General features: G+C 73.3%; 2 protein-coding genes and 1 pseudogene. All 3 read right to left on the reverse strand.

Annotated features, from left to right (window positions below):
- Positions 1-238: pseudogene (locus tag PYV61_RS23605) on the reverse strand (tRNA uridine-5-carboxymethylaminomethyl(34) synthesis GTPase MnmE); the annotation flags it as partial.
- A gap of 69 nt (positions 239-307) precedes the next feature.
- Positions 308-1,099, reverse strand: a complete 792-nt coding sequence (locus tag PYV61_RS23610) for an MBL fold metallo-hydrolase (RefSeq protein ID WP_275836324.1) — start codon at positions 1,097-1,099, stop codon at positions 308-310.
- A 144-nt stretch (positions 1,100-1,243) separates the two neighbouring features.
- Positions 1,244-2,786, reverse strand: a 1,543-nt coding sequence (locus PYV61_RS23615; protein ID WP_275836325.1) for a YidC/Oxa1 family insertase periplasmic-domain containing protein, incomplete at its 5' end; no start/stop codon positions are given.

Genomic DNA, 2,786 nt, shown 5'->3' on the forward strand with positions numbered 1-2,786 from the left:
CGCCGGTGTACGAGCGCGGGGCGGGGAAGGCGCTGACCAGCGCGCGGTCCAGCCGCTCGCCGGTGCGCGGGTCGTGCACCGCCAGCAGCGTCGCGCGGCGCGCCGCCGCCGGCCACCCGCGCACGCACCGCCGCGCCACCGCGAACGCGTCGGGCCCGCTCACGCGGACCACCGCGACGGCGCCGCGCCCGGGGGCGGTCGCGAGGGCGGCGATGGTGTCGTCGAGGTGCGCGGTCATGCGGGAAAACTACCTGCGACCTGCGACCTGCGACCTAGCAGCGGCCCTTAGGTCGCAGGTCGCAGGTGGTCAGTTCACCGTCCACCGCTCCCCCGGCTCCAGGATCCGCACCTGCTCGCGCCGCGCGTGCGTCGGCAGCAGCGCGCGCAGCCGGTCGATCGCGTCGTGCGCGCCGGCGCTCAGGTGGTTGAACGTCCCCCAGTGGTACGGCACCATCCACCGCGCCCGCAGCCGCTCGAACAGGTCGAGCGCGTCGGCGTAGGTGAGGTGGCCGGCGCGGAAGCTCCGCAGCTTCCACCACGGCGCGTGGCCGATGGGGAGGAGCGCGACGTCGAGCGGGCGTCCGGCGGCGTGGCAGACGCGGTCGGCCAGCGTGTGCGTGTCGGCGGTGAGCCCCGTGTCGCCGGCGAAGAACACGCTCCCCGCGCCCGACTCCAGCAGGTACATGTTCGTCTCGGCGCGCCACCGGTCGACGCCGTACCGGCTGCCGACGTGCGTCGCCGCCTCGGCGTGCACCGCCACCCCGGCCAGCTCGACCGTGCCCCCCGGGGCCAGCGCCCGCACCTGCGCGAAGCCGCGCCCCACCAGCCACCGCGCCACCGACGGCGGCGCCACCACCGGCACCTCGCGCGGGATCGCCGCCAGCGAGGCCAGCGACAGGTGGTCGAGGTGCGCGTGCGTCACCAGCACCCCGTCCAGCCGCGGCAGCGCCGCCAGCGCGATCCCCGGCGGCGCCACCCGCCGCAGCCGCTCCCCGATCGCGAACCGCCCCAGGGCGTCGTCGAAGTTCGGGTCGGTCAGGAACGTCGCCTCGCCCAGCTGGAGGAGGAGGGTGGCGTGGCCGATGTACGTGAGATCCACGGGCGTGAACGCCGAGAGCGGGAGTCGTGACCGCGGGAGTCGAAAAAGCGGGAGTCGCGACTGCGTCGCCTCAAGCTTCAGGCCACGCGGTCACGACTCCCGCCGTCGCGACTCCCGTCGTTGCGACTCCCGCAGTTCGTGCGGCTATCCGACCTTCCGCTTGGTGACGGGAGTGCCCTGGACCGTCGGCGGCGGCGACTTGCTCCGCTCCCGCGCCAGCAGCCACTGCTGCGGCAGCGCCACCACGTTCTGCACCAGGTAGTACAGGTTCAGCCCCGAGGCGACGTTCAGGAAGAAGAACAGGAACATCGCCGGCATCATGTACGTGATCATCTGCGTCTGCGGGTTCGGCGGCGCGCCGCGCATGCCGATCCACGAGAGCAGGAAGCTGGTGCCCGCCACGAGCACCGGCATCACGTAGTACGGGTCCTTCAGCGAGATGTCGGGGAGGTACAGGAACGGCACCCCGCGGAACTCGATCGTGTTCTGGAACACGAAGAAGAGCGCGAAGAAGATCGGCATCGGCAGCAGCATCGGGAGGCAGCCGGTGAGCGCCGAGAACGGGCTGACGCCGTGCTCCGCGTACACCTTCATCATCTCCTGCTGCAGCTTCTGCGGGTCGTTCTTGTACTTCGTCTGCACGAGCTGCAGCTCCGGCTGCACGCGCTGCATCCGGATCTGCGACCGCATCGCGTTCTGCTGCAGCGGCCAGAGGAGCAGGCGCACCGCGACGCCGAGCACGATCAGCACCGAGCCGTAGGACAGCCGCAGCGCGTCGTGCATCCACAGCAGGATGCGGATCACGATCGTCGCGAACGGCTGCACGAGCCCCTGCAGCCAGCCGCCGTACGGGTTCGACGTCTCGAACTCGCGCCCCTGCGCCACCAGCCGGCGCCACTCCTGCGGCCCGACGTACGAGTCGAACGCGAAGCCGCCGCCCGCCAGCGGGAGCACCAGCGTCCCCTGCGCGCGCGTCGCGGCCTTCGACTGCCGCACCCCGCCGGTCACCGACAGCTCCTCGAACCGCTGCCCGGTCGGGGCCAGCACGCCGAGGAGGAAGTACTTGCTCTTGGCCACCGCCCACGCGAGCGGCTCGGCGACCAGCTCGCGCTCCCCCGGGTCCAGCTTGCCGAAGGCGATGCTGCTCGCGTCGTCGTTCAGCGGCTTCCAGGCGTACGCCAGGTTGTTGTAGTGGTCGACCGTGTCGCGCTCCGTCACGGCGAGCGTCGGCGGGAGGTCGACCAGCAGGAACGCCGGCCCGGCCGCCGCCTGCACGCTGCCGCGCACGCGCACCACGTAGCTGTCCGGGGCGAAGCTGTACGTGATCGACACCGGGAACGGCTGCCCCTGCCGCCCCGCCGCCGTCCCCTGCAGCTGCACCGTGTTCCCCGACTGCGAGACGCGCAGCGGCACGCGCGACAGCGCGATCGTGTCGCCCGGCACCACCAGGCGGTACGACAGCAGCGCGTCGCCGCGCGGCGCCAGCTCCGCGGCCCCGGTCGTGCCCGCCCGCAGCGAGCGGTAGGTGCGCATCTCGGCGCCCACCAGCGACCCGCCCAGCGAACTCACCCGGTACGCCGCACGCGACCCGGCCACCAGCGCCGTCTCGGCGGGGGCGACGGGCGTCGGGGCGGGCGCGCCCGGCGCCGGCGCGGCGGAATCGGCCGCGCCGACCGTTGGCGTCGCG

It is taken from the genome of Roseisolibacter sp. H3M3-2 (assembly GCF_029211165.1).
Taxonomy (GTDB): Bacteria; Gemmatimonadota; Gemmatimonadetes; order Gemmatimonadales; family Gemmatimonadaceae; genus Roseisolibacter.